Origin of the sequence: Gordonia sp. IITR100 (assembly GCF_002009645.1) — a bacterium.
GTDB classification, from domain to species: Bacteria; Actinomycetota; Actinomycetes; order Mycobacteriales; family Mycobacteriaceae; genus Gordonia; species Gordonia hongkongensis.
The window spans coordinates 253,434-275,971 of record NZ_MVKV01000004.1 but is presented as its reverse complement, the minus strand read 5'-3'; the positions used below and the strand labels follow the sequence as shown (position 1 = coordinate 275,971).

Here is a 22,538-nt window from a genome sequence, read left to right as displayed (position 1 = left end):
CAGAGGGTCTGACTCAGAAGAAGGCGGGGCGGAAGGTCTTGGCCCACGACTCCTTGAAGGTGCTCTGCCAGTAGTCCCACCAGTGCGCACCGTCCGGGGTGATCCGGGTGGTGAGCTTGACGCCCGGGACGAGCGCGAGGCGGCCGATGTAGAGCTGGCTGGAGGTCGACGCGGCGACCTCGAGCGGGATCATCTGCGCGAACTTGACGGGGTCGAAGTTGGCGCTGGCCGGGTTGACCGACGAGTCGTACTTGCTGCCGACACCGCTACCGGACGAGACGTACACGTTCTTGCCCGCCAGGTTGCCCGCGCTCAGGAACGGGTCGTTCTGGAACCAGGTGCCCGCGGGGTAGAAGCCCCACATGTTGAACGGGTTGCCGCCGACCTCCGCGACCGAGGCCATGATGCCCTGGGTGAAGCCCGGCATGGTGACCGTCGGGTAGCCGCTGTAGGACGCGACCGCCTTGTAGAAGTTCGGGTGGCGCGATGCGAGGTTCAGCGCCGAGGTGCCCGACATCGAGAGTCCGGCGATGCCGTTGCGACGGCTGTCGCTGCCGTGACGCGCAGCCATGTACCGCGGCAGTTCGCGGGTCAGGAACGTCTCCCACTTGTTGACACCCAGCTTGGGATCGGGGGTCTGCCAGTCGGTGTAGAAGCTGCCTGCGCCACCGAACGGGATGGCGACGTTGGTGCCCTTGCCGGCCATGTAGCGGGCGACGTCGGTGTTGATCAGCCAGCCGCTGTTGTTGTTCGGGGCACGGAGTCCGTCGAGCAGGTACAACGTCGGCTTGGGTCCGCCGCCGCCGGCCGAGACGATGCACACGGGCACGGTCCGGTTCATGGCGTTCGAGCGGACGTACTCGACATTGCAACCGTTGGCCGCGGAGGCCTCCGGCGGAGCTGCGACCAGCGTCGCACCCGACACGGCCACGAGAGCCACGAGTCCGGCGACGAGGCGCTTACGGGCGCGTGTCAGCATTCGTCAGTTTTCCTTTGGATCACCACGGCCGGAGCCGGCCGCTTGCGGGTCTTGCCTACCGGGTACTACTGCGGGCTTGCATACGGAGTCGTACGTAGGGGGATTGTATTGGTCCCCCCGGGCAGCGGTACCCGTCGTGCTGAAGTGTAACGGCACGATAACGCCTCGGCAAAGGCGAGAGCGAGTCCTGTGATGACATCTTTTGGTGGTGCACGTCACAGCACTCGCCGTTGAACAGCTCATTTCGTACATAGGCGGCGCATGTGGCGAATTCTTCATCTGTTCGGGCCACACATCCTCGATCTTCCCGTTACCGGTTTGCCCGGGCAACGGTGACCGTCCGATTCTCCGGTGACGGGCCGGGCGCCCGGGCAGGCCGGGCCATCGGCGCCAAGTCCGCTCGGCCCGCTCCCCGAACAACTAGGGTCGGGACGTGCACATGGGCGAGTATCTGTCCGCGGACGCGACCACCCTGGCCGGTCTCGTGGCCTCCGGCGAGGTGACCGCCGCCGAACTCCTCGACCTCGCACGAGCCCGTGCAGACGCGGTCAATCCGTCGCTCAACGCCATCGTGATCCGCATGGACGCCGAAGCCGACGCCCGCGTCCGCAGTGACCTCACCGGGCCTTTCGCCGGCGTCCCGTTCCTCATCAAGGACCTCGCGCAGGACTACCGCGGGTATCCGACGACCCGCGGCTCGCGCGCCCTCGCCACGCACATCGCCCGTGAACACTCCTTTGGCGTGCGCCGGTTCCTCGACGCCGGCCTCGTCGTCTTCGGCAAGACGAACACCCCCGAGTTCGGCGCGAAGGCCATCACCGAACCCACCCTCTGGGGACCGGCGCGCAACCCCTGGGACCTCGACGTGACGCCCGGCGGATCATCGGGCGGCAGTGCGGCCGCGGTGGCCGCCGGGATCGTGCCGGCGGCCGGGGCGAGCGACGGCGGCGGTTCCATTCGCATCCCGGCCGCGTGTACCGGGTTGTTCGGGCTCAAGAGCTCGCGTGGCCTGATGCCGTTCGGTCCGCAGACCGGTGAACCGCTGTTCGGGATGGGCGTCGAAGGTGTGGTGACCCGGACCGTCCGCGATGCCGCCGCACTGTACGACGCCCTGATCGGACCGACGCCGTCGTCGACCTACCCGGCGCCGCTGCACACCGAGACCTACAGCGCCCGGATCGCGACCCCGCCCCGGTTGCTGCGGATCGGGTACACCACGACCTCTGCGATCAACGCGAATCCGCACCCGGAGGCCGTCGCCGCGGTCGAGCACGCGGCGTCGATCCTGACCGAACTCGGCCACCAGGTCGAGGAGGTCGATCCGCCGCACGACGACGCCGCCCTCGCCCGCGACTTCCTCGACATCTGGTTCGCCAAGTGCGCCGCCCAGGTCGACGAGGTCCGACGCCTCACCGGCGCTCCCGACTCCCACTTCGAGGCCGACACCCTGACGCTGGCGGAACTGGGCCGGGCCGCCGGCGTCGTCCCGCTGTTCACCGCGCTCGACCACATCAACGACCACGTCCTGGCCCTCGACCGCTTCCATCAGACCCACGACCTGCTGCTGACGCCCACCCTCGCGGTACCGCCGCCGCGGGTCGGGTCGATGACCACGCCGCCGGTCCTGCAGCGGGCATCGCGGCTCGCCTCCCGCGCGCGGTCCGGCCGTGCGATCTCCCGCTTGGGGATCGTCGACAAGCTCATCTACGAGAGCCTCGGCTGGGTGCCGTACACGCAGCTCGCCAACCTCACGGGCCGGCCGGCGATGAGCGTGCCGCTGCACTGGACCGATGCCGGCCTCCCGCTCGGCGTGCAGTTCGTCGGCCGACTCGGCGCCGACGGCGATCTCCTCGCCCTCGCTGCGGGCCTCGAAGCCGCCGCGCCGTGGTTCCACCGGTACGCCGACATCGCGCTGTAGTACGGGGCTAATCTCGTCTGCGAATGCACATGTCCCGGGACCGGCCCGGTCATTTTGGCGGTGTGAGGAGATGCGGTGGCGGAGCACGGGGCCGACGCGGTGGTCGTCGGCGCGGGACTGGCGGGTCTCGTGGCGACATACGAACTCACCAAGGCCGGACGCCGCGTCGTCGTGGTCGACCAGGAGAATCGCAACAACCTTGGCGCGCAGGCATTCTGGTCGCTGGGCGGGTTGTTCATGGTGGACACGCCGGAGCAGCGTCGGCTGGGCATCAAAGACTCCGCGGATCTCGCCCTGCAGGACTGGATGGGGTCGGCCGGTTTCGACCGTGACGACGAGGACTACTGGCCGCGTCAGTGGGCCCGCGCCTACGTGGACTTCGCCGCCACCGAGAAACGGCAGTACCTCCACGACCTCGGGTTGCGCATCACCCCGATCGTCGGGTGGGCCGAACGCGGCGGCGGGTTCGCCGACGGCCACGGCAACTCCGTGCCCCGCTTCCACCTCACCTGGGGAACCGGACCCGAGGTCGTGCGGGTCTTCGCCGAGCCGGTCCTGGAGGCGGAGAAGCGCGGGCTCGTCGAGTTCCGGTTCCGGCACCGCGTCGACGAGCTCATCGTCGACGACGACGGCGCCGCCGTCGGCGTGCGGGGTGTCACGCTCGCCCCGACCGACGCCGAACGCGGCCAGGCGTCGAACCGGGATGTGGTGGGCGACTTCGAGATCCGTGCCGGGTCGGTCATCGTCACCTCGGGCGGCATCGGCCACAATCACGACCTGATCCGCAAGAACTGGCCCGTCGAGCGTCTCGGCCCCGCGCCGGAGACGATGATCTCGGGCGTCCCGGCGCACGTCGACGGCCGGATGCTGGAGATCAGCGAGACCGCCGGCGCGAACATCGTCAACCGGGACCGGATGTGGCATTACACCGAGGGCATCCACAACTGGGACCCGATCTGGCCCGACCACGCGATCCGCATCATCCCCGGCCCGTCCTCGCTATGGCTCGACGCCAACGGCAACCGCCTCGCACCGCCGAACTTCCCCGGCTTCGACACCATCTCGACGATGAAGGCGATCCTGGCGGCCGGTCACGACTACTCGTGGTTCGTCCTCACCCAGACGATCGTGGAGAAGGAGTTCATGCTGTCGGGTTCGGAGCAGAACCCCGACATCACCGCGAAGGACGTCAAGCTGGCCGCGAAGAGCCGGCTGGCGAAGGGCGCCGCGGGACCGGTCGACGCCTTCGTGCGCAACGGCGTCGACTTCGTGGTCGCCGACAACCTCCCGGAACTGGTCGCCGGGATGAACAAGATCGCCCGCGGCCCCGAACTCGACCTCGCACACCTCGAACGCATCATCTCCGCACGCGACGCCGAGATCGGCAACAAGTTCTCCAAGGACGCGCAGCTGATGGCGATCACCAATGCCCGACAGTTCGTCGGCGACAAGATCGTTCGGGTCGCCAAGCCGCATCGACTGCTCGATCCCGAACACGGCCCGCTGATCGCGGTCCGGCTCAACATCCTGACCCGCAAGACCTTGGGCGGGCTCGAGACCAATCTCGACTCCCAGGTCCTGCGGCCGGACGGCACCGCCTTCGACGGCCTGTTCGCCGCCGGCGAGGTCGCGGGCTTCGGCGGCGGTGGCGTCCACGGGTACAACGCACTCGAGGGGACGTTCCTCGGCGGATGCATCTTCTCCGGCCGCGCCGCCGGCCGGGCGGTGGCGCGGGCCACAACGCGCCGCTGACCCGTCACCGGTCAGCGTCGAAAAGGGTTGCCTGCCCTATACATTCGCGGCACGATCTGCTGCCCCACGGTTGGTACGCATGGGCTAGTGTGTTCAGCGTGCCGGTGCCCCAGACGATCCTGACGCGGAAGACGAAGTCGGCGATCTTCCTCGTCTTCACCATCAACGACGGCGGTGAAGACGCGGTTCGCGCTGCGCTGGAAGACATCCCCGGCCTGAACAACGCGGTGTCCTCGCGGGCTCCCGAGGCGGCACTGGCCGGGATCGTGTCGATCGGCTCCGCGGCGTGGGACCGCCTGTTCACCGGCCCTCGACCCCGCTCGTTGCGGCCGTTCGTCCCCTACGAGGGCGAGGTCCACACCGCCCCGGCGACGCCCGCCGATCTGCTCGTGCACATCAAGTCCGACGACATGGGCCTGTGCTATGAACTCGGCGCCAAGATCACCGAGGCATTCGGGGACGCGGTCACCGTCGTCGACGAAGTGCACGGGTTCCGCTACTTCGACCTGCGCGACCTCATCGGCTTCGTCGACGGCACCGAGAACCCGATCGGACAGGCGGCGATCGACGCGATCACGGTCGGCGGGGAGGACCCGGACTTCGAGGGCGGCAGCTACGTCGCCATCCAGCGTTACGTACACGACCTGTCGTCGTGGAAGGACCTGAGCACCGAGGAGCAGGAAGCCGCAATCGGGCGGACCAAGCTCGACAACGTCGAGATGGCCGACGACGTGAAGCCCCCGAACTCCCACATCGCGCTGAACGTCGTCGAGGACGAGAACGGCGAGGAGATCGACGTCGTGCGGGACAACATGCCGTACGGCGACGTCTCGGGTGCCGGTGTCAACGGCACGTTCTACATCGCCTACTCGGCAGCGCCCGACGTCACCGAGGAGATGCTGCGCAAGATGTTCATCGGCGACCCACCCGGCACCTACGACCGCCTCCTCGACTTCACCACCGCGGTCACCGGGGCCCAGTTCTTCACCCCAACACTCGACTTCCTTGAAGACCTGCCACCCGCGCCCGACGCCGCACCCACGGCTTCCCCCGCCCCGACGACACGTTCCGACGGCTCGCTCGGCATCGGTTCACTGCACTGACGACACCCTTTCGACCACCGCACCAGGAGGACACCATGAACAACCTGCATCGCGAACTCGCACCGATCTCCGACGCGGCCTGGGCGGAGATCGAAGAGGAGGCGACCCGCTCCTTCAAACGCAACGTCGCGGGCCGTCGCCTCGTCGACGTGACCGGGCCGCTCGGCTCCGACACCGCATCGGTGACGCTCGGACATCGCACCAAGATCGACTCACCGTCGCAGGGGATCACTGCCTTCCAACGGCGCACCCAGTCGCTGGTGGAACTCAAGGTCCCGTTCACGGTGTCCCGCGAGGCCATCGACGACGTCGACCGCGGCGCCAAGGACTCCGACTGGGACCCGGTCGTGGAGGCCGCGCGCGAACTCGCGCTCGCCGAGGACCGGGCGATCTTCGAGGGTTACGCCGCAGCGTCGATCACCGGTATCCGCGCCGAGGCCGCCGCCACCCCGATCCCGCTGCCCGCCGACGTGCGCGACTACCCGGAGGCGGTCAGCCAGGCGCTGAGCACACTGCGTCTGGCGTCGGTCGACGGTCCGTACGCGGTGGCCCTGTCGGCCGAGGCCTACACCCAGGTCAACGAGACGTCGAACCACGGCTACCCGATCCTCGAACACATCCAGCGCCTGTTCACCGGCGACATCGTGTGGGCGCCCGCGATCAGCGGCGCGTTCGTGATGAGCACCCGCGGCGGCGACTTCGAACTGACCATCGGCCAGGACGTGTCGATCGGCTACGACTCACACGACGCCGACGTGGTGAACCTGTACTTCCAGGAGTCGTTCACCTTCCTGACCCACACCGCCGAGGCAGCCGTCGCGCTGACCGAGCCGCCGACCGTCTGAGCAGCTGCCCGCGGTCCCCGCCTGCGCGGATTCCCGGTGGGCAGATACTCGGCGGCGTCCGTTGCGAGCGGCAACTAGTCTGGCGCAGGTGATCGCAGTGAACTCCGGCCGGCTCTCGCTCCCGGCGCCTACCGTTGCCTCCGGCCCGCTCGCTTCGCTCCCGGCGCCTAGATGCTGACCCGACTCGTCCGCACCTACCTCTCCCGGTACCGCATCAACGTCGCGCTCGTCATCGTGCTGCAACTGCTGGCGACCATCGCGATGCTGTACCTGCCGAGCCTCAACGCCGACATCATCGACAACGGCGTCGCCCGCGGGGACACCGGTTACATCCTGCGCATCGGCGGCTGGATGCTGCTGGTGAGCGTCGCCCAGATCATCGTGACGGTGACCGCGCAGTACTTCGGCGCGCGCGCCGCGCTCGGGGTCGGGCGCGACATCCGGGGCGACCTACTGCATCGGGTGAACTCCTTCTCCGCACGCGAGGTCGGCACGTTCGGCGCGCCGTCACTGATCACCCGCACCACCAACGACGTCCAGCAGGTGCAGCTGCTCATCGTGATGAGCAGCGCGATCCTGGTGATGGCGCCGATCATGTGTATCGGCGGGATCGTCATGGGCGTCCGGGAGGCGCCGGCCCTGTCCTGGGTCATCGCCATCGCGGTGCCCATCCTCGGGGTGTCGATGGGGGCCATCATCGCGAAGATGATCCCCGGCTTCCGCGCGATGCAGGAACGGATCGACAACGTCAACCGCGTCCTGCGCGAGCAGATCACCGGCATCCGGGTTGTGCGGGCGTTCGTGCGAGAAGACTACGAACGCAAGCGTTTCGCTGTCGCCAACGACGACCTCGCCGACGCGACCCTGCACGTCGGCCGGTTGATGGCCCTGATGTTCCCGGTCGTCATGGTGATCACCAACGTCACCATCGTCGCGGTGATCTGGTTCGGCGGGCACGCGGTCTCCGACGGTTCGCTGGAGATCGGCGCACTGACCGCGGTGATGAGCTACGTGATGCAGATCCTGATGTCGGTGATGATGGCGTCGTTCCTGGCGATGATGGCCCCGCGCGCGGCGGTCTGCGCTGAACGCATCTCCGAGGTCCTCGCCACCGACACCTCGGTCCATCCGCCGACTGAACCGGTCGGTTTCGCCACCCACCCCGGTACGGTGGAGTTCGATGCCGCCGAGTTCCGCTATCCCGGCGCCGACGACCCGGTGTTGAGCGGCATCGACTTCCGCGTCGAGCCGGGCACCACGACCGCGATCGTCGGCTCGACGGGGTCGGGCAAGACCACCCTCGTCGGGCTGGTGCCGCGGCTGATCGACACGACCTCCGGCACGGTCCGGGTCGGCGGTACCGACGTCAAGCGGCTCGATCCCGACGAGCTCCGGTCGGTCGTCGGTCTGGTGCCCCAGCGGCCGTACCTGTTCTCGGGAACCATCCGCTCGAACCTGCTGCACGGTAAGGCCGACGCCACTGACGACGAGATCTGGGAGGCGCTGCGCATCGCGCAGGCGGAGGACTTCGTGTCCGCGATGCCCGACGGTCTGGACACCAAGGTGTCCCAGGGCGGGACGACCGTCTCCGGCGGGCAGCGGCAGCGCCTGGCGATCGCACGCGCCCTCATCCGGCGGCCCGCGATCTACCTCTTCGACGACTCGTTCTCCGCGCTCGACCTGACCACCGATGCGCGGCTGCGCGCCGCACTGCGCCCCGCCACCCGCGACGCCGCGGTCATCGTCGTGGCGCAACGCATCTCGACCATCGTCGACGCCGAGCAGATCGTCGTGCTCGATCGCGGCCGGGTCGTCGGGCTCGGTACCCACGACGACCTGCGGCAGTCGTGCCCGACCTACGCCGAGATCGTCGAATCGCAGATGGCGATGGAGGAGCGCTCATGACCCGGCCCGGAGGCCCGCCGATGGCGGCCGGACCCGAATCCAAGCCTCGCTCGTTCTGGCCGTCGGTCAAACGCGTTGTCGCACAGCTCGCGTCGTACCGACTGCTGATGACGGTCACCCTCGCGTCGCTGGTCGGCTCGGTCGTGCTGATCGCGATCGCGCCCCGCGTGCTGGGTTACGCCACTGACCTCGTCTTCGACGGCGTGATCGGCCGCACCCTGCCCGAGGGGCTCACCAAGGAACAGGCGGTGGCCGGGCTCCGCGAGAGCGGAGACGACACGTTCGCCGACATGGTCTCGTCGATGGACGTGACCCCCGGCGTCGGAGTGGATTTCGGCGCCGTCGGTCGCGTGCTGTTGATCACCCTCGTGCTGTATGTGGTGTCCTCGGCGCTCGCCTGGCTCGCCGGGTACCTGCTGAACATCGTCGTCGTCGGCACCATCCGCCGGCTCCGCGACGACGTCGAGGCCAAGGTGCATCGCCTGCCGCTGCGCTACTACGACACGATGCCGCGCGGCGAGCTGTTGAGCCGGGTGACCAACGATCTCGACAACCTGTCGCAGAGCATGCAGCAGACCATCTCCCAGTTCGCGAACTCGGTGCTGACGGTGATCGCGCTGCTGATCATGATGATCTGGATCTCGCCGCTGCTGGCGCTCATCGCGGTGGCCACGGTGCCGCTGGCGATCATCGCGACCGGCATCATCGCGAAGCGTTCGAAGCCGCACTTCTCGGCCCAGTGGTCGTCGACGGGCGCGCTCAATGCTCAGGTCGAGGAGGCCTTCACCGGGCATGAGCTGGTGACCGCCTTCGGCCGTCAGCGCGAGATCGAGGCGACCTTCGACGAGCGCAACGAGAAACTGTACGAGTCGAGTTGGCGCGCACAGTTCATCTCCGGCGTCATCATGCCGACAATCATGTTCCTGGGGAACCTGAACTACGTGGCGGTCGCGGTCGTCGGTGGTCTGCGCGTGGCGTCGGGCTCGCTGAGTCTCGGTGAGGTGCAGGCGTTCATCCAGTACTCGCGCCAGTTCACGCAGCCGCTGACGCAGATCGGTTCGATGATCAACCTGATGCAGAGCGGTGTCGCCTCCGCCGAGCGGATCTTCGACATCCTGGACGCCGACGAGCAGTCGCCCGACGCCGCGAATCCGAAGACGCCCGCCGAGGACAAGGGACTCATCGAGTTCGACGACGTCTCCTTCCGCTACGTCGAGGACAAGCCGCTGATCGAGAATCTCAGCCTGGTGGCGCGCCCCGGGCACATGGTCGCGATCGTCGGCCCGACCGGCGCGGGCAAGACCACCCTGGTCAACCTGATCATGCGGTTCTACGACGTCGATTCCGGCGTCATCCGGGTCGACGGCGTCGACTCGACGGACATGACGCGCGACGACCTGCGCGAGCGCACCGGTATGGTGCTGCAGGACTCGTGGCTGTTCGGCGGCACGATCTACGACAACATCGCCTACGGCGATCCCACCGCCTCGCGAGAGGAGGTGCTCGACGCCGCCCGGATGAGTCACGTCCACCACTTCGTGCGCACCCTCCCCGACGGCTACGACACCGTGCTCGACGACGAGGGCGGTGGCGTGAGTGCCGGTGAGCGGCAGCTCATCACGATCGCGCGGGCCTTCCTCGCCCGGCCCACGATCCTCATCCTCGACGAGGCGACGAGCTCGGTCGACACCCGCACCGAGCTGCTCATCCAGAAGGCGATGGCCAATCTGCGGTCGGATCGCACGAGTTTCGTCATCGCCCACCGGCTCTCCACGGTGCGCGACGCCGACGTCATCGTCGTCATGGAAGACGGGCACATCGTCGAGCAGGGCAACCACGACGAACTGCTCGCGGCCCGCGGCGCCTACTGCCGGCTGTACGAAAGCCAGTTCACCGGGGCCATCGAGGCGGGCTGAGACCCTAATGGGGGTGGATCGGCTTCTCTTTGGAGGGGATGCTGGTCCGTGTGAGCCTTCCCGGTCGGTGACCACTGCTGGACCCTGAAACGGTGTTCGGATTCCTACACGAAGACCGTGGCCCGGCCGGGTGAGGATCACCCGCTAGAACGCTTCTGGGATGTCGTGCCCCCTGAACTTGTGGGTGAGCACTGATCCATTAGGCCGCGTCAGGGTGATCACCCGAAGGTTCACACCGACGATCGTCGAAACGGACTGAAAGACGAGGTGAACGACTGTCATGATCTTTGTGGGCAACGACTGGGCGTCAGATCATCACGACGTGTGCGTGATGGATGAACACGGCACCACCCTGGCCGCCCGCCGACTACCCGAGAACGCGGCCGGCGTGACGGCGATGCATGAACTGATCGCCAGGTTCGCCCACGACCCGACTGAGGTGGTGATCGGTATCGAAACCGATCACGGCATGTGGGTCGCCGCCCTCGTCGCCGCGGGCTATCAGGTGTTCGCGATCAATCCGTTGTCGGTGTCGCGGTACCGCGACCGCCACCATGTCGGGGGCACCAAATCCGATAAGGCTGATGCGAAAACGCTGGCTGATCTGGTGCGCACCGACCGGCACAATCATCGCCTCGTCGCCGCCGACACCGTCGCCGCTGAGGCGATCACGGTGATGGCCCGCACCCATCAGAATCTGGTGTGGGCGCGCTCAGCACAACAGAATGTGCTGCGCGCTCAACTCGGCGCCTACTATCCGGCCGCGGTCGATGCCTTCGGCGACGACCTCGCCCACAAAGACTGCCTGGCGGTGTTGCGGCGCGCCCCGACCCCCCGCCAGGGGGCGGCCCTGACAGTCGCGGCGATCCGGTCGGCTTTGAAAAAGGGTGGCCGCCAACGCAATATCGACCATCGTGCCCGCGAGATCCAGCAGGCCCTACGCGGAGGCGGTCACCTGAACGCGCCCGAGGCGCTCACCGCCGCCTATGCCGCGACCGTGACCGCGACCGTGGGAATGTTGGCCGCTCTCACCACCCAGATCGATCAACTGGAAACCACTATGGCCCAGTCTTTTAGAGCGCATCCGGACGCCGAGATCTACCTGTCCATGCCCGGAGTCGGTGACATCACCGGCGCCCGGATGCTCGGCGAGTTCGGGGATGACCCCGAACGCTATGCCACCGCCAAGTCTCGCAGAAACTACGCCGGCACCTCACCACGGACCATCGCTTCGGGCAAAGGCCACGTCGTGCTGGCCCGCCATATCCGCAACACCCGACTCAACGCCGCCGCCATGTGCATGGCCCAAGGCGCGTTAACCGGCAGTCCCGGCGCCCGCGCCTACTACGACAGCCTCAAAGATCAGAAGAAATCCCACACCCAAGCCCTGCGTGCGGTCGCCAACCGGCTCGTCGGCATCCTCCACGGCTGCCTGGCCCACCGCACCCTCTACAACGAACACACCGCCTGGGGCCACCGCACCCACCTCGCCGCTTGACACCTTGCACCCCTGGGATGTCTTCGTGACGCTCGCAAGCTCGCTCCTCAGGGAGCACAAGAAGGCTCGCTTCGCTCGCACCTCAGGGAGCAGGAAAAGCGCGTCCCCACCCCGCTCCCTGATCCGAAAGCGCCACACACCCATTGGTCCCTGAGGTGCGAGGAGCGATAGCGACGAGCCACGAAGGGCCTGGTAAGGCACCTTGCGAGCCCCTTCGTGGCTCGCTTCGCTCGCACCTCAGGGAGCACAAGTAGGCTCGCTTCGCTCGCACCTCAGGGAGCACAAGAAGGCTCGCTTCGCTCGCACCTCAGGGAGCACAAGTAGGCTCGCTTCGCTCGCACCTCAGGGAGCAAGAAAAGCGCGTCCCCACCCCGCTCCCTGAGGAGCGCCCGGAGCTTGCGGAGGGCGCGTCACGAAGGGTCACGCCGGCCGCTCGTTGCGCGCCGCCCGTTCGACGATGGTGGCGATGCGTTTGGTCTTGGTCTCCGGTCGTTTCGCCATCGCCAGTTGCGACAGTCCGACCTTGCGCGCACTCGGCGGGAACGCATCCCAGTTGGCCCGGGCGACCGGGTCGGAGTCGAGGGCGGCGGCGAGTTCGGGGGACTCGATGAGCGCCTCGGCGTCGTCGAACAGCGTCCACAGGCCGCGGGCCTGAGCGTCGTCGATGACGGCCTGCCCGGCGGGCTGGATGCGGCCGGCGGCCGCGAGGTCGGCGACCCGCGCCTTGTTCGACGCCGACCATCCGCTGTTGCGACCGCGCCGGGTGAACCACATTCCGCGGCGGTCGGAGTCGATCACACGGGTGTGACCGTCGATCCACCCCCAGCACAGCGCTTCGCGCACGCACTCGTCGTAGTCGAGCGGTTCCCGGCCCGAACCCCTGCGCCAGAAGACAAGTAACACCCCCGGCGAGGTCTCATGGTTGTCGCGCAACCACTCTCGCCAGGCCTCGACGGTGTCGAGGCTGAGCTTCGGCGCGTCCGGGTCGGCCATGTGTTCACCCTAATGACCTCGGCCTTCTCCCGGTACAGTCGAGCCGTGAACGAGATCGTCGACTTCGCCGAGAGCTACTGGTGGCTGATCTTCCCGGTCGGCGCGGTCGTCGGCGGGTGGGCCGGTTCGATCGGCAAGTACAACGAGAAGCGACGCAAGGACAAGATCGAGCTCGCCCGGATCAAGGCGAACGCCCAGACCGAGCAGCTGAAGCTCACGACGACCTCGGCCGACCAGTTGCGCCGGGTCCGCAAGCAGCACAACGCGCTCAACGAGAAGTGGTTCGCCTACGAACTCGATCTCGCGACTCTGATCGAGTTCCCGCTGATGACCGACATGCGCGAACCGTTGACGCTGGCCTTCCACCGGGCCCGGGTCCGCGCGGATGATCTACGGCCCGAATCGGATTCCGCCGCCGCTGGCACGGCCGAGGCCTCCATGTCCGCAGCCGACTTCGCCGAGTACCGCGATGCGGTCGGCGACTACGCCGCCGCGTTCGACGCCGCCGAGCGAGAGGCGCGGCGTCGCAAGCAGACCGGGTTCTCCCCAATCGAACGCGAGGCGCTCGACCGGGCGCGCAAACTCATCAACGTCGCCGCCGACACCGGCGCCACGCCGGCCGAGAGGCAGGCCGCCTACAAGAAGGTCCGCGCCGAGCTCGACGGCATCATCGACGTTCCCCGGGTGGCGGCCGCACATCTCGAACAGCAGATCGCCGGCGCGCTGGAGCGCGGCTCGGACTGAACCTTCCGGGTCGATCAGAGGTCCGGGATCGGGAGATCCAGGTTGGGCGCGATGATCCCGCCGTCGACCTCGAGGATCTTGCCGGTGACGTACGCACCGGCGGGCGACGCCAGGTAGAGGGCCGCCGCGGCGATGTCCTCCGGATCACCGAGGCGGTGCAACGGCGTGGAGGTCTCGACCTCGGTGCGCATCCCTTCGTCGCCGGCGACGATCTCCAACGCCGAGGTCAGGATGGCACCCGGCGCGATGCCGTTGACCCTGATCTTCGGGTTCAGATCCATCGCCGCGATGCGGGTGTAGTGCGCGAGAGCGGCTTTCGCGGTGCCGTAGGCGGCATAGGCGCGTCCGGGCACGCGGCCGACCGCGGAGGTGATGTTGATGATCGACCCCTGGCCCGTGGTCGCGAGGATCTGCTTGGCGCCGGCGACGACCAGCGCGTGCGCGTTGCCGACGTTGAAGTCGAAGGCGTCCCGCAGGTGCTTGGGACTGGTGTCGAACAGCGGCCGCGGCATCGCACCGCCGACGTTGTTGACCACGGTGTCGAGGCGACCGAACTCTTCGACCGCAGTCTGGGCGAGTGCCGCCGCGGCGTCGGGATCGGCGAGATCCACGGCGACGGCGTGCGCCCGTCGGCCGGCCGCACGGATCCGGTCGGCGACCTGCGCGAGGTCGGACTCACTGCGGGCCGCGATCACCACGTCGCCGCCTGCCTCGGCGAAGGCGACCGCGATCGCCGCCCCGAGTCCCCGGCTCGCGCCGGTCACGATGGCCACCTGGTCGTCTGTCCGGAATCTGTCGAGAATCACCCGTTGACCATGCCACGGCGAGGCACGAAACGAGAACGTGTTCTAGAAATCGGCTGAAACCGGCAGGTCACCCGGGCTCAGTAGTCGCGGTTTGTGGTCACCACGGACAGGAGTTCCTCATTCGCGACGAATCGGCGCAGGTTCTCGGCGACCCACGGCGCGAGCTCGCGCGTCAGCCCCGACGCCGGGTTGGCGACGTGCGGGGTGATGATCACGTTCGGAAGCGACCAGAGCGGATGGTCGTCGGCGGGCGGTTCCGGATCGGTCACGTCGAGCGCCGCCCCCGCGATCTGCCCGTCGACCAGTGCGCGGTGCAGCGCCTCCTCGTCGACGAGGGGCCCGCGCGCGACGTTCACCACCCACGCGTGCGTGGGTAGCGCGGCGAGGCTCTCGGCGTTGATCATGTGCCGCGTCTCCGGCGTCGACGGCGCGGCCAGCACGACGTGGTCGAAGGTCCCCCACAGCTCATCCAACTCATCCGACCGTCGGACCTCGTGCGCGCCGGGCACCTCGCGCCCGGACCGGTTCACTGCGACGACGCGAGCGCCACATGCCCGAAGACGCGGAGCGAGGGAGGCGCCGATCCCGCCGGCTCCGACGATGGCGACCGTGGAACCGTGCAGCGACCGGACCGCGGTGTCGATCCGCTCCTTGTCCCAGTGGCGCAGGACGGCGGTGTTGATCTGCCGGAGCCCGGCGAGGAGCAGAGCCAGTGCGTGTTCGGCGACGTTCTCCGCATAGAAGCCGGACGCATTGGTCCAGATCCGACGGTCGTCGAGGACGTCGGCGGCCACGAAATCCTCGATCCCCGCGGTCTTGAGCGCCACCCATTCGACGGCGTCCGGCAGCTCCGGGAACTCCCCGGGCGGCCCGATCCACACCAGCACCCGGGCGTCGTCGAGACCGACGATCCGGCCGCCCGCACCTTCGATCGCGGCGACCAGGTGCTCGTCGCGGACGGGTTCGACGGCCACCGCCACCGGCGTCATCGGGCCACCGATCGGGCCGCGGTGGTCGCGAGTTCGTCAGCGATCTCGTTGAAGTGATCGCCGGCATGCCCTTTGACCCAGCGCCACTCCACCTGGTGTCGCTTCTCCTCCTCGACCAGACGACGCCAGAGATCGGCGTTCTTGACCGGCTTGCGATCCTTGGTCTTCCAGCCGTTGGCCTGCCAGCCGTTGACCCACTTCATGATGCCGTTGCGCACGTAGGTCGAATCGGTGTAGATGATGACGGTCGACGGCCTGGTCAGTGCCGCCAGACCCTCGATGGCGGCCGTGAGCTCCATCTTGTTGTTCGTCGTGTCCGGCTCGGACCCGGAGATCCGCTTCTCGGTGCCCTTGTAGCGGAGCACCGCGCCCCAGCCACCCGGGCCCGGGTTGCCCAGGCAGGCACCGTCGGTCGAGATCTCGACGACGGCCGAGCCGGCCGCCGGATCTGCAGAGGTGCCATCGGTTGCCTGGTTCGCGGAAGCTGTCACGCAGGGAAGCCTACGGCAGCCGCGACCCCCGATCGCAGGCTCACGGTTAGGGTGGAGTCATGGTTGTGTGGGACCCGACACGCTATCTGCAGTTCGCTGACGTCCGAGCGCGTCCGTTTCTCGACCTCATCGCACAGATCCCGACCGACCCGCTGTCGGTGATCGACCTGGGTTGCGGACCGGGTCATCTCACCAAGCACCTTCGGGCACGCTGGCCGTCGGCGGAGATCCTGGGCATCGACGATTCGGCGGAGATGGTCGATCGCGCGATCCGCGACAACACGGATCCGCATGCCAACTACGACGCCGCCGACGTCTCGCAGTGGACGCCTCACCGGCCGGTCGACCTGATGATCTCCAACGCGATGTTTCAGTGGGTACCCGACCACCTCGACGTCATCGACCGACTGCTCGGCCACCTCACCGACGGAGGCGCGTTCGCGCTGCAGGTGCCCAACAACACGGACTCCCCCACCCACTCTGTCCTCGCCGATCTCGCCGCGACCGAGCCGTATCTGGGAGCTTTCGGCGACCTGCGGGCACTGCCCCGACTCGACGCCGAGATGTACCTCGAGTTCTTCGCCGGCCGCGGTTACCACGCCGACGCCTGGGAGACGACCTACTTCCACGTGCTCGACGGCCAGGACCCGGTGTTCGACTGGATGTCCGGCACCGGCGCCCGCCCGTACATGCAAGCGCTGTCCGACGAACTCCGGGTGCAGTTCGTCGCCGATCTCAAGCAACGCCTCGCCGAGGCCTATCCCCGACGCGAATGGGGCACGGTCCTACCCTTCCGCCGCACGTTCGCGGTGGCCACCCGCCGCTGATCCGCTGGGCGCCGCGATCCAGATCCCAGAGAAGCAACTTCCCCACTGCTCCCTGAGGAGCGCCCGGAGCTTGCGGAGGGTGCGTCAACCCCCCTGCTCCCTGAGGAGCGCCCGGAGCTTGCGGAGGGCGCGTCAACCCCCACTGCTCCCTGAGGAGCGCCTGGAGCTTGCGGAGGGCGCGTCAACCCCCCTGCTCCCTGAGGAGCGCCCGGAGCTTGCGGAGGGCGCGTCACGAAGGGTCTTCGCAACCCGACTCACCAAGACCCTTCGTGACGCTCGCAAGCTCGCTCCTCAGGGAGCAGGAGGAAGGCTCGCAAGCTCGCTCCTCCCGGGTCACGCACCGGCTTCGGTTTGGCATCGACGCTTCTCCCAGCTGACACTTCTGCAACACTGGCACCACCTGCCATCTCCCAGGGGGTACCTCCATGCCTCGACGCAGCCAGATTCGTCTGCGCCCGGCCCGCCACGTGCTCGCAACCGTCGCGATCGTCGCCCTCACGGGCGGCCTGCTCGCCGCTGGGTCCGCACCCGCCGAAGCCGCGGTCTGCAACGCCACCGGCATCACCGGGGGCGATGTCGGCAGCACCGGCAGTTCGGGCTCCAGCGAGCTCGGCTGGGGCAGTCTCGACTTCGGCAGCTATCGGGCGGATGGGAAGAAGCCGCAGGGACCGCTCCCGAAGCTCACCGGCGCCAGCAAGGCCATCTCCTGGGTGACCGGTCCCCGAAGTCCCGCCCGCACCGACACCCGTTTCGGGATCACCGCGACCGACGTCGGCGTGCCGTGGGACAACGGCTCCGGTCAGATCCTGATGGCCTTCGGCGACACCTGGGGCCGATGCGCGGGGCAGATGGCCTGGAAGCACAACACGATGCTGCGCAGCGACGCGACTTCCGACCTCGCCAAGGGAATCCGATTCCCGAACGCCGTACCCGGATCGGTCCGGTCGGGCGCCTCGGTGACACCGGCCCACCCGACGTGGGCGCAACCCATGTTCAACGCGGTCGGGGTGCGCAACATCGAGGTCGGGCGGATTCCCACCGGCGGGATCTCGATCAACGGCACGCAGTTCGTCAGTTTCATGTCGATCCACCGGTGGCTTGGCCCAGGCCGCTGGAACACCAACTATTCGGGAATCGCCGTGTCGTACAACAACGGTCAGACCTGGACCGTCGACAACAACACCCTTCGCTGGAATGCCGATCTGACGATCCCGGGCGTTCCCCAGGTGACGCGTGGCCACAACCGGTTCCAGATGGGCGCCTTCCTCCGGAGTGGCGAGTACATCTATCAGTACGGCACCCCGAATGGGCGTTTCGGCTCTGCTCACGTGGCCCGTTTCCGGCCCGCCGACATCCTGAACCTCGACCGGTACCAGTACTTTCGCGGCGGCACGGGCTGGTCGTCGAATCCGGCCGAGGCCACGCCGATCGTCGCCGGCCCGGTCGGCGAGATGTCCGTGGCGTACAACGCATTCCTCGGCCGGTTCATCATGCTGACCGAGCGGTCGGGGGCGATCGTGATGCGCACGTCGCCGTCACCCGTCGGTCCGTGGAGCGGCGAGCGGGTGCTCGTCTCGCACAAGCAGTCCAGCGGTCTGTACACGCCCTACATCCACCCTCGATCGTCGGGTAGGGACCTCTACTTCGTCGTCTCCCGGTGGGACGACTACAACGTGATGCTGATTCGGACCGACCTGTCGAAGGTACGTTCGTGAGCCGGCGCATCGTGCTCATCCGCGCGGTGAACGTCGGCGGCGCGAAACTCCCCATGGCCGAACTACGTGATCTGGCAGCCGATCTCGGAGCCACGGAGGTCTCCACCTACATCGCGTCGGGGAACCTGATCTGTTCGCCGCCCGCCGACCCCGAGCGGTTCGACCGCGCGCTCGAGACCGCGCTGCAGGATCGCTACGGCTGGTTCCGGGAGGTCATCAGCCGCTCGCCCGAACAGGTCCGGGCCGCGCTCGAGGCGCATCCGTTCGACGTCGTCGACGACAAATACTCCTACGTCTACTTCCTGACCAGCGAACCGGCGCGCGACAAGGTGGCCGCGTTCGAACGCAAGGACTTCGGCGACGATGTGGTCCGCGTCCTCGGGTCCGACCTGCACATCCGCTACGCCAACGGGGCCGGACGATCGACCCTGACCGCCCCGGTCATCGCGCGCGGCCTGGGTGTACAGGGCACCGGCCGCAACCTGCGGACCGTGCGCACACTGCTGGAACTCGCCGGCCCCTGAGTGTCGCCCGGTGGCCGGGCTCCCGGCACGGGCGTAGCGTCGGAGAAGTCATCAGGACGAACCAAGCGAACCGCGAACGACACATTCGCGTCGAGAGGAGTCCGCACATGAGTCAACCGGTCCCGCCGCCCCCACCTCCGCCCGAGCCCGTGCCTGCGCCCGAGCCCATCCCGGAGCCGCCGCCGGAGCCGCCGATTCCCGTTCCCACCCCGCCGCCGGCTCCCGACCCACAGCCTGCTCCCCCGCAGCCGGACCCGCCGCCACGGCCGACGGTGATCTGACCGTCAGCCGCGCGACAGCACTCGGGCGACGCGGTCGAGGTCGGCGAGCTGTTCCTCGCGAGGTGCCTCCCACAGCTTCTTCGGCAGCTTCTCGAGGTCCTTGATCGCCGACTCGGCGTGATCGAGCGCCTCGGTCGACTCGTCGTCGCCCAGATCCACCGACGCGATCAGCCGGTCGTCGAGTTCGAAGACCGCGTCGTCGAGGCGGTTGCGTGCCGCGACGAGTTCGTCGTCGTGCGGGATCGCCGGGTTGGCATGCACGTCGGCGATCGCGTACCGAATGCGCCGATGCAGCAGCGCTTCCCGGGTGTTGTCGGTGGCCCAGCTCTCCGGCGCCCGACCCGGTCGGCCGGGAATCAGGTCGGTGGATCGGGCGAAGGTGCGCACCCGTTTGTCCGAGTCGTACGCGAACCAGGCGGCGCCGCCGAGGATGAACAGGGCAACCACCACAGTGGCCACGATGATGATGACCGCGATCATGTGGTCAGCCTACTCAGGACGACTGCACTCCCTTGGGCGCCTTTCCCGACATGAAACCGAACAGGTATCCGGCGACGCGTCGCATCTGGATCTCGTCGGCACCTTCGGTGATCCGGTAGCGCCGATGGTGCCGGTAGATGTGCTCGAACGGCTCGTGCCGCGAGTATCCGCGTCCGCCGAACACCTGCATCGCCTGGTCGGCGGCATCGCAGCACAGCCGGTTCGCCTGGTAGTTGCACATGGAGACCTCGGCCGACGCGGCGAACGGCCCGTAGGTGTCCATCTTCCAGGCGGTTTCGCGGATCAGCGCCCGGATCATCGCGCACCGGGTGTGCAGGTCGACGAGCGGGAACTGGATCGCCTGGTTCGTCGAGAGCTTCTTGCCGAACGGCGCGCGCTCGTTGGCGTAGGCCACCGCACGGTCGACGCAGTACTGGGCGGCACCGAGACTGGAGGCCGCCTGCCGGATGCGGTTCTCGTTGAAGAAGTGCTGCACGACCTGCAGGCCGGCTCCCTCCGCCCCGAACACCGCGGAGTTCGGCACCCGGACGTCCCGCAGCGTGATGTGCGCGTGGTCGGTGGGCATGTTGAACGTCCAGAGATATTCCTCCACGGCGAAACCCGGATCCTGCGGGTCGACGAGGAACGCCGTGATGCCGCGGGCCTCGCCCGGTTCGCCGCTGGTGCGCGCGAAGATGATGTCGCGGTGGGCGGCGTGGATACCGGTGTTCCATGTCTTCTCGCCGTTGATGATCCAGTCGTCGCCGTCGCGGACGGCAGTCGTCTCCATCCACGTGGCGTCGGAGCCGTGGTCGGGTTCGGTGATGCCGAAGGCGAAGAACTTCGTACCCGCGGCCAGGCCCTCCACCCATTCCTCCCGCTGCTCGGGGGTGCCGTACTCGAGCATGAGGAGCAGCCCGATGTTGTTGCCGACGATGGCGTGCTCGTTCTGCAGATCGCAGTGCAGCCCCAGACCTTTCGACGCCAGGTGCTCGCGGATGATCGCCATCGCCAGGTTCGACCCGTCCCGACCACCGAACTCGGACGGGAAGGGGTAGCGGAAGTGGCCGGCCGCATCCGCGCGTCGTCTCGCCTCTCCCAGAAGAGCTTCCCACTCCTTGTTCGGCAGTCCACCACGCTCCCAGTCTGTTCGGGAGTCCTCGCGCCGATGGTCGAAGAAGCGGATGTTGTCGTCGGTCTGCTCGAGGGGAATGATCTCCGCCTCGATGAAGGCATCGAGTTCGGCAAGATAGTCGGTCAGCGACTCGGGCAGTGCGAAGTCCACGATGAACCCCTCTCGGTTGGGATCGGATGTCCGGCGGTCACGGGTGAGGGACCGCGAAGTACTTGGGGTTGGCGACCAGGAGTCGCGCCCGCACGTCGGCGACAACGGCGTCACGGACCTTCGGGTCGGTGCCGTCGAGTTCGCCGGAACGCAGGGCCTCGCACAGCGCGTACTGATCAGCGACGCCGAGCGCACTCAGACGTTGCGCGCTCGCTTCGGCGTCCCGTGCACCGGTGAGCATCTGTCGACGCACGACGTCGACGACGTTGCCGGCCACTCTCGTATGGAAACGCACCTGCGGCGACAGGTCTGCCTGTACCGCGTCGGACCGCAGGAATTCGGTGAGCGCCTCGAGTAGTTCGACTGCAGTCGGTGAACCGTAGAGATCGTTGTCCGGTTCCTCGCCCGGCGCCTCGGCCAGCGGATCGGGTACCGGTCCCGGCGACACGAGACCCAGGTCGAGCAGTGCGTCGAATTCCTGCTCGGCACTTCGGCGTCCGATCGCGGCCAGTTCGACGGATCGTTCGACGCCATCGAGGTGCCGGGCGGCCTGCACCGCGCAGATCAGTCCCCACTTGACGGTGGCGTAGAGCTCCCACCAGCGCAGGGCTTGTTCGGTGGGACGCCAACCCGCCTCGCGCGCATAGGCGTCGAGGAGCGAGGTCCGGTCACCCATCCCGGCCACGGGCGTCGACCCTCCGAAACGCCACGCCTTGGCACATAGCCAACCGAGGTCCTCGACGGGATCGCCGAGGTGCACCAGTTCCCAATCCAGAACCGCCGCAACTCCTTCGGCGTCGACGAGCAGATTGCCCAGACGGAAGTCGCCATGCACGAGCGTGTGCCGTGGTGACGGTTCGGGTCGGTTGTCCGTGAGCCACTGGGTGGCCAGCACCAGGCCGGCCGGCATCGCATCGAACTCGCGTGGGAACAGGTCCCGCAAACCGTCGATCGGATCGCCGAGATCACCGAGACCGGGCGTCTGTGCGACGTCTATCCGGTGGATACGTGCGAGGATCTCGCCGCACTGATCGACGAATCCGGCGCGCGCACCCTCGTAGGCATCGTCTCGCAGAATGCGCCGCGGGATGGATTCTCCGTCGATGAAATTCATTGCCAGATAGGGGAATCCCAGCGCGTTGTCGTCCTCGTCGAATCCGGCGTCGAGGATCTCCGGCACCGGCACCCCGGCGTCGGCGGCGGCACGCAGGACCTGCGCCTCGGCCCGCAGTCCGCCGTCGTCGGTTGCAGCGGGAACCGCGCGGATGATGATCGGCTCGACCTGCCCGGTTCCGTCGACGAGGGTGGCCGCGTACGTCGCCCTGCTCGCGCCCGCCGGCAGGAGTCTCGCGCCCTCGACCGAGAGCGTGCCACCACGCTCCTCGCCGAGGCGGGACGCGATCTTCGCGGCGACACCGTCCGCTTCCGGTACTCCCACGCCCGATCCGTCCCTTCGCACCGTCGCCCGGCGGATGTAACCGCCACCA

Annotated in this window: 19 protein-coding genes; 11 read left to right on the top strand and 8 right to left on the bottom strand. The window is 67.9% G+C overall.

What is annotated here, in order from left to right:
* Window positions 1–13: 13 nt before the first annotated feature.
* Window positions 14–979 (bottom strand): alpha/beta hydrolase family protein, encoded by a 966-nt coding sequence (locus tag B1818_RS09770; protein ID WP_065632259.1) that lies wholly within the window; start codon window positions 977–979, stop codon window positions 14–16.
* Between the two features lie 439 nt (window positions 980–1,418).
* Between B1818_RS09770 and B1818_RS09765 the strand changes: the two genes are divergently transcribed.
* From B1818_RS09765 to B1818_RS09735, 7 genes are all read left to right on the top strand, one after another.
* Window positions 1,419–2,897: an amidase gene (locus B1818_RS09765; protein WP_078112598.1), complete on the top strand. Its 1,479-nt coding sequence runs from the start codon at window positions 1,419–1,421 to the stop codon at window positions 2,895–2,897.
* Window positions 2,898–2,972: 75 nt separating this feature from the next.
* The gene (locus tag B1818_RS09760) at window positions 2,973–4,649 is read left to right on the top strand and encodes an FAD-binding dehydrogenase (RefSeq protein ID WP_058253786.1); all 1,677 of its coding nucleotides are present in this window, start codon (window positions 2,973–2,975) and stop codon (window positions 4,647–4,649) included.
* A gap of 98 nt (window positions 4,650–4,747) precedes the next feature.
* Window positions 4,748–5,752 carry a Dyp-type peroxidase gene (locus B1818_RS09755; protein ID WP_058253812.1) on the top strand — a complete coding sequence of 335 codons (1,005 nt, stop codon included), beginning with the start codon at window positions 4,748–4,750 and terminating at the stop codon, window positions 5,750–5,752.
* Between the two features lie 35 nt (window positions 5,753–5,787).
* The gene (locus B1818_RS09750) at window positions 5,788–6,597 is read left to right on the top strand and encodes a family 1 encapsulin nanocompartment shell protein (protein WP_058253785.1); all 810 of its coding nucleotides are present in this window, start codon (window positions 5,788–5,790) and stop codon (window positions 6,595–6,597) included.
* 171 nt (window positions 6,598–6,768) lie between these two features.
* On the top strand, window positions 6,769–8,502 hold the full coding sequence (locus tag B1818_RS09745) for an ABC transporter ATP-binding protein (protein ID WP_078112597.1): 1,734 nt from the start codon (window positions 6,769–6,771) through the stop codon (window positions 8,500–8,502).
* Window positions 8,499–10,418 (top strand): ABC transporter ATP-binding protein, encoded by a 1,920-nt coding sequence (locus B1818_RS09740; RefSeq protein WP_078112596.1) that lies wholly within the window; start codon window positions 8,499–8,501, stop codon window positions 10,416–10,418. Before B1818_RS09745 ends, B1818_RS09740 begins: the two co-directional genes overlap by 4 nt.
* 280 nt (window positions 10,419–10,698) lie before the next feature.
* Entirely contained in the window at window positions 10,699–11,916 is a 1,218-nt protein-coding gene (locus B1818_RS09735) for an IS110 family transposase (RefSeq protein WP_058253782.1), read from the top strand.
* Between the two features lie 420 nt (window positions 11,917–12,336).
* On the opposite strand, the gene B1818_RS09730 is transcribed toward B1818_RS09735, so the two are convergent.
* Window positions 12,337–12,909 (bottom strand): YdeI family protein, encoded by a 573-nt coding sequence (locus B1818_RS09730; RefSeq protein ID WP_078112595.1) that lies wholly within the window; start codon window positions 12,907–12,909, stop codon window positions 12,337–12,339.
* A gap of 45 nt (window positions 12,910–12,954) precedes the next feature.
* On the opposite strand from B1818_RS09730, the gene B1818_RS09725 reads away from it, so the two are divergent.
* Window positions 12,955–13,653 carry a hypothetical protein gene (locus tag B1818_RS09725; protein WP_078112630.1) on the top strand — a complete coding sequence of 233 codons (699 nt, stop codon included), beginning with the start codon at window positions 12,955–12,957 and terminating at the stop codon, window positions 13,651–13,653.
* Between the two features lie 14 nt (window positions 13,654–13,667).
* On the opposite strand, the gene B1818_RS09720 is transcribed toward B1818_RS09725, so the two are convergent.
* The 3 genes from B1818_RS09720 to rnhA form a co-directional block, all read right to left on the bottom strand.
* Entirely contained in the window at window positions 13,668–14,459 is a 792-nt protein-coding gene (locus tag B1818_RS09720) for an SDR family oxidoreductase (protein ID WP_078112594.1), read from the bottom strand.
* Between the two features lie 77 nt (window positions 14,460–14,536).
* Window positions 14,537–15,448: a D-isomer specific 2-hydroxyacid dehydrogenase family protein gene (locus tag B1818_RS09715; RefSeq protein ID WP_078112593.1), complete on the bottom strand. Its 912-nt coding sequence runs from the start codon at window positions 15,446–15,448 to the stop codon at window positions 14,537–14,539.
* Window positions 15,445–15,939: a ribonuclease HI gene (rnhA, locus tag B1818_RS09710; RefSeq protein ID WP_058252779.1), complete on the bottom strand. Its 495-nt coding sequence runs from the start codon at window positions 15,937–15,939 to the stop codon at window positions 15,445–15,447. Before rnhA ends, B1818_RS09715 begins: the two co-directional genes overlap by 4 nt.
* Before the next feature lie 59 nt (window positions 15,940–15,998).
* Between rnhA and B1818_RS09705 the strand changes: the two genes are divergently transcribed.
* The 3 genes from B1818_RS09705 (at window position 15,999) to B1818_RS09695 (ending at window position 19,005) form a co-directional block, all read left to right on the top strand.
* Complete coding sequence (locus B1818_RS09705; RefSeq protein ID WP_058252780.1) at window positions 15,999–16,766, top strand: methyltransferase domain-containing protein; 768 nt, start codon at window positions 15,999–16,001, stop codon at window positions 16,764–16,766.
* Window positions 16,767–17,191: 425 nt separating this feature from the next.
* A complete protein-coding gene (locus B1818_RS09700; RefSeq protein WP_078112592.1) occupies window positions 17,192–18,481 on the top strand; it encodes a DUF4185 domain-containing protein in 1,290 nt (429 codons plus the stop codon).
* Window positions 18,478–19,005, top strand: a complete 528-nt coding sequence (locus tag B1818_RS09695) for a DUF1697 domain-containing protein (protein ID WP_058252781.1) — start codon at window positions 18,478–18,480, stop codon at window positions 19,003–19,005. Before B1818_RS09700 ends, B1818_RS09695 begins: the two co-directional genes overlap by 4 nt.
* A gap of 284 nt (window positions 19,006–19,289) precedes the next feature.
* On the opposite strand, the gene B1818_RS09690 is transcribed toward B1818_RS09695, so the two are convergent.
* The 3 genes from B1818_RS09690 to B1818_RS09680 are packed head-to-tail and all read right to left on the bottom strand — an operon-like array spanning window position 19,290 to window position 22,489.
* On the bottom strand, window positions 19,290–19,766 hold the full coding sequence (locus B1818_RS09690) for a hypothetical protein (protein ID WP_058252782.1): 477 nt from the start codon (window positions 19,764–19,766) through the stop codon (window positions 19,290–19,292).
* A gap of 13 nt (window positions 19,767–19,779) precedes the next feature.
* The gene (locus tag B1818_RS09685; protein WP_058252783.1) at window positions 19,780–21,051 is read right to left on the bottom strand and encodes an acyl-CoA dehydrogenase family protein; all 1,272 of its coding nucleotides are present in this window, start codon (window positions 21,049–21,051) and stop codon (window positions 19,780–19,782) included.
* A 37-nt stretch (window positions 21,052–21,088) separates the two neighbouring features.
* Window positions 21,089–22,489 (bottom strand): phosphotransferase family protein, encoded by a 1,401-nt coding sequence (locus tag B1818_RS09680; RefSeq protein ID WP_078112591.1) that lies wholly within the window; start codon window positions 22,487–22,489, stop codon window positions 21,089–21,091.
* Between the last annotated feature and the right edge of the window lie 49 nt (window positions 22,490–22,538).

Bases quoted from the DNA above. Each gene is read 5' to 3' on its own strand.
- B1818_RS09690 (WP_058252782.1), bottom strand. From the start codon at position 19,766: ATGATCGCGGTCATCATCATCGTGGCCACTGTGGTGGTTGCCCTGTTC.
- B1818_RS09770 (WP_065632259.1), bottom strand. From the start codon at position 979: ATGCTGACACGCGCCCGTAAGCGCCTCGTCGCCGGACTCGTGGCTCTC.
- B1818_RS09700 (WP_078112592.1), top strand. From the start codon at position 17,192: ATGCCTCGACGCAGCCAGATTCGTCTGCGCCCGGCCCGCCACGTGCTC.
- B1818_RS09740 (WP_078112596.1), top strand. From the start codon at position 8,499: ATGACCCGGCCCGGAGGCCCGCCGATGGCGGCCGGACCCGAATCCAAG.
- B1818_RS09730 (WP_078112595.1), bottom strand. From the start codon at position 12,909: ATGGCCGACCCGGACGCGCCGAAGCTCAGCCTCGACACCGTCGAGGCC.
- B1818_RS09705 (WP_058252780.1), top strand. From the start codon at position 15,999: ATGGTTGTGTGGGACCCGACACGCTATCTGCAGTTCGCTGACGTCCGA.
- B1818_RS09765 (WP_078112598.1), top strand. From the start codon at position 1,419: ATGGGCGAGTATCTGTCCGCGGACGCGACCACCCTGGCCGGTCTCGTG.
- B1818_RS09715 (WP_078112593.1), bottom strand. From the start codon at position 15,448: ATGACGCCGGTGGCGGTGGCCGTCGAACCCGTCCGCGACGAGCACCTG.
- B1818_RS09750 (WP_058253785.1), top strand. From the start codon at position 5,788: ATGAACAACCTGCATCGCGAACTCGCACCGATCTCCGACGCGGCCTGG.
- B1818_RS09745 (WP_078112597.1), top strand. From the start codon at position 6,769: ATGCTGACCCGACTCGTCCGCACCTACCTCTCCCGGTACCGCATCAAC.
- B1818_RS09735 (WP_058253782.1), top strand. From the start codon at position 10,699: ATGATCTTTGTGGGCAACGACTGGGCGTCAGATCATCACGACGTGTGC.